4 protein-coding genes and 3 pseudogenes are annotated in these 3,261 nt (G+C 58.9%); all 7 read right to left on the reverse strand.

Features of this window, described 5'->3' with window-relative positions; all coding sequences use genetic code 11:
- Window positions 1-388: 388 nt before the first annotated feature.
- Window positions 389-1,375 carry an aromatic/alkene monooxygenase hydroxylase subunit beta gene (locus AB3X86_RS37910; RefSeq protein WP_368599864.1) on the reverse strand — a complete coding sequence of 329 codons (987 nt, stop codon included), beginning with the start codon at window positions 1,373-1,375 and terminating at the stop codon, window positions 389-391.
- Window positions 1,376-1,539: 164 nt separating this feature from the next.
- Window positions 1,540-1,702: pseudogene (locus tag AB3X86_RS37915) on the reverse strand (IS5/IS1182 family transposase); the annotation flags it as partial.
- A 92-nt stretch (window positions 1,703-1,794) separates the two neighbouring features.
- Window positions 1,795-2,016 (reverse strand): annotated as a pseudogene (locus AB3X86_RS37920) (IS5/IS1182 family transposase); the annotation flags it as partial.
- A 74-nt stretch (window positions 2,017-2,090) separates the two neighbouring features.
- Window positions 2,091-2,405: an MmoB/DmpM family protein gene (locus tag AB3X86_RS37925; RefSeq protein WP_013094443.1), complete on the reverse strand. Its 315-nt coding sequence runs from the start codon at window positions 2,403-2,405 to the stop codon at window positions 2,091-2,093.
- A gap of 19 nt (window positions 2,406-2,424) precedes the next feature.
- Window positions 2,425-2,760, reverse strand: coding sequence for a Rieske 2Fe-2S domain-containing protein (locus AB3X86_RS37930; RefSeq protein WP_176112225.1), 336 nt, complete (start codon window positions 2,758-2,760; stop codon window positions 2,425-2,427).
- Between the two features lie 7 nt (window positions 2,761-2,767).
- Window positions 2,768-3,028: a toluene-4-monooxygenase system B family protein gene (locus AB3X86_RS37935; RefSeq protein ID WP_368599865.1), complete on the reverse strand. Its 261-nt coding sequence runs from the start codon at window positions 3,026-3,028 to the stop codon at window positions 2,768-2,770.
- Between the two features lie 23 nt (window positions 3,029-3,051).
- Window positions 3,052-3,261, reverse strand: a pseudogene (locus tag AB3X86_RS37940) (toluene monooxygenase); the annotation flags it as partial.

Genomic DNA, 3,261 nt, shown 5'->3' on the forward strand with positions numbered 1-3,261 from the left:
CGTTACGTTTTGGATTGCGGCAATCTGTTCCCGGTTCAGCATGATGAAGCTCCAGTGTGCGCGATCCGGACACGAAGGCGGCGCCTCCACGATCTTGCGACAGAGATCGCATAATGGGTCAAAAACGCGCGCTGGATGTGGTGCGCGTCAGAATGCTCCCGGTCCGGCAACCCGTTGCTCCGGCGAGGTCGGCTCAGTTGCCTACAGAATATCAGGCTCTTCTCGATTGATTTTCATCTGCTTGAATGTGTCTTGATCGCCATCAAGGACTGAATCTGCGGTAGAGCCGTCTCGGCGCCCACATTCGTCGGTACAGACGACGAAGCAATCGTCGATGGGGACAACTCAAGCACGTCGCTTTCGATGCTCCGCCGGCTCGTGCCGACACTCATATACCGACGGCGCGCCTGAACTCGCGCGTGGCGTTTTTCGCGCGCGCGCTGGCGTCCGGTGCGTCGGGGAGAGCAATGCACCACGCCGCGATAGCTTTGTCGGCGAGCGGCTCCCACTTGCTCACCCAAGCCGTCAGCACCGCGCGGTTCTTTTGCTCCTCGAGCGCCATGCGAACGAGTTCGGCGGCCCAACGCCGATGGCGCTGGGCGTCGATCAACTGCGCATCGGTGATGAGGCCGAGCAGCGTATCGCCGTTGTGCCGCGCAGCCACTCCGAGGCTTCGCAAAACGGTTTCTTCCACCGCCGGGCGCGCGACGAGGTTCAGCGCGGCGAAGCTCTCCGCCCAGTCCCATGCTGTGAGTGCGTGCTCGACGAGATTGCGCCAGCCCTGCCATGCCGGATCGTCCTCCCAGTAGTGCCGCTCATCAGTGCCGAAGCCGAGGTCGCCGAACGTCTGCGACAGCTCTTTGGTGCGATACGCCGTGTGAGTGAGCCAGCGCAGCGTGTCCGCTGTTTGGTAAGCGGCGCAGTTTGAGATCGTGGAAGCGGGCGCCATCTGGGTCAGATACGCCGAGCCCATTTGCAGTGCATGGAACAGGAAGCGGGCGGGCGTGTAGTGGCGCGCGAGCGTACCCGCCCAAGTGTGTGCGAGCATGCTGTCGTGACCGCGTGCGGAGAACTGGTCTAGCAGCCCGAAGACATACGTTTCCTGCCCGTCCTGGAGCATGTTGTAGGTGCGGTAGACGAGCTCGTCAGGATCGCGGAACGCATTCCAGTCGGGCCGAGTCAGCGGGGATGCATTGCGGTTTCGCTTGAACCATTGCGCCATTTCGAAGTTCGGATCGAGCTCGAACGGCGCATCGGGATTGTCGGTCGTGTAGTGCAGATTGGTCGTGACGATCTCGTACTCGCTTGGCTTGCGCCGCCGGGCCGCCAGATGGCTCCATGTTTTCAGTGGCTTGAGGACTTCTGGATGCGTCATGATTGTCTCCAGTTAAGAAAAGGTCTGCAGAGGTCGTTTTTGCAGCGGTGACTCCACACTCATCGCAGTCTGAACGGCCACGACATTCTTGTGTGGAGATTTCCCAGCAGAGTCACCCATCAGGTGCCGTGCCGGTGAAACACATGACCGCACCGGCCAGATCTTCAGCGTTTTAAAGCTCTGCGCAACATCCATAAATCGCTCAGAGCAGACCGCGTCGTCTGGATAGCATTTTTTCACCAAACCCATATATCGGGCCCTCGCATAGCCGAACTGTCGCTTGATGATGGGAAAGGGATGCTTAACCTTGGCACGGGTCTCTGCCTTGAGCCGGTCGATGTGATCGCGTATAGCGTCCGGATGATCGCTCCGGTCCAGTGCACGATGCCGCCGTCGAGACCCCGGGACTCGCGATACAGCGCCTCTTCCATTGCAGGATCCGACAGAGCGAACCCGTGCTGCATAAACCGAATTTGCGGCATCGTCGCGATCGGGAAAGGTGGTCGTCCGTTTTTGCCTGGCGGATAAATGCGGCTCGATCAGCACAAATCAGCTCCGACCAGGGCACAACACGCCGCATCGCCTCGAGAAGATTCGGATTTCCACGTGGTTGAAAGATCCAGGGAACTGCGACAATACACTTCTACCCAACTAATTCGTGATGCTTCCAGGATAGCTGAACGGGCGTCAATGCCAGGACTTCGGCAGACCTTCCTTAAAGCGTCTTTTCGTAGTAGAAACGCACATACTCGTCGGTCGTCTCGATGCGGCCCGCGAACGAGCTGAGATTGACTTCGAGTTCGGACATCCTGAACGGCCGACCCAGCGCTTCCTCCAACGTCGCGCGGCATAGGATCAGTTCGCCGTCCGCGTCGATGCGCACATATGCGAGCTTGTCGTCCACGCGGATCACCTTGCCGGGGTTGTCCTCGTGCGCGGCTTCGATGACGCCGGCCGTGATGCTGCTCGCGCGAAGCACGGGACCCACGCGGTTGTTACGGTAAGCTTCAGCGGTCTTGTCAACGATCATGCTGTGTTCCCCTGCGGACTCAGGAATGGGCAAAGAGCGCATGAACGCCTTCTACGGCAATCAGAAGATCGTCGCCTTGGAGCTTCACGGCATATTCGGCGAGACGACAGTCACCCGGATTGATTCCTTTGCCCGTATTTGCGTCGAAGGTCCACTGATGAGCCCGGCACGTCAGCACGCGGCCATCGAATTTTCCTTCAACGAGCCGAATGTCGTGGTGCGGACAAATGCCCTGAAAGCCGCGCGGCTCGCCGCCTTCGGGACGTACCAACACGATCACGTGGCCATCCACTTCCACCTCGGTCATCTCCGCTTCCCACAGGTCATCGAGAGTGCAAACTTTCCGAAATTTCATGTCGCCCTCAATCATCGCAAAAGATGAATTCCAGCGTTTCCATCGGCTTGATGTCGGTCTCGGCGAGTTTCGCGTTGCGCGGATAGAACTGCTTGCTACCTTGGCGACGCACGCGGATCACCTTGTCGGGTTGAGGCGCTACTCGCCGGCCCACCGAATGTTGAGATGCTGCGACGGCGATCTCGTCCATGGAATTGTCGGTATCCACGGTTACGAGTTGCAGTACGAAGTCGTACTGAAAATTGGAAATCACAGGGACAAGAGCCATATCGCCCTCCATTGAATCGCCGCTCATGCAGCCTTTTCTTCGTAAAGCTTGTCGCAGTACGCCTTGACCCACGCGTAATGGTGCGCGTCATCGCCAATTTCGCCCGGTGCGAGTTCCATGTACTTCAACGCACCCCTCAGGTCGGGTGGCTGGATCTGCCCAGCCAGTAAGCGATCAACGAGCGCGAGGTGATTGCGGTAGCGAACGGGATCCTGCTGGAACACCCAGCGATC

The sequence above is a fragment of the Paraburkholderia sp. BR14374 genome (genome assembly GCF_040948685.1).
Taxonomy (GTDB): domain Bacteria; phylum Pseudomonadota; class Gammaproteobacteria; order Burkholderiales; family Burkholderiaceae; genus Paraburkholderia; species Paraburkholderia youngii.

Coding starts and splice junctions, on each gene's coding strand:
- AB3X86_RS37910 (WP_368599864.1), bottom strand. CDS start 1,375: ATGACGCATCCAGAAGTCCTCAAGCCACTGAAAACATGGAGCCATCTG.
- AB3X86_RS37925 (WP_013094443.1), bottom strand. CDS start 2,405: ATGATCGTTGACAAGACCGCTGAAGCTTACCGTAACAACCGCGTGGGT.
- AB3X86_RS37935 (WP_368599865.1), bottom strand. CDS start 3,028: ATGGCTCTTGTCCCTGTGATTTCCAATTTTCAGTACGACTTCGTACTG.
- AB3X86_RS37930 (WP_176112225.1), bottom strand. CDS start 2,760: ATGAAATTTCGGAAAGTTTGCACTCTCGATGACCTGTGGGAAGCGGAG.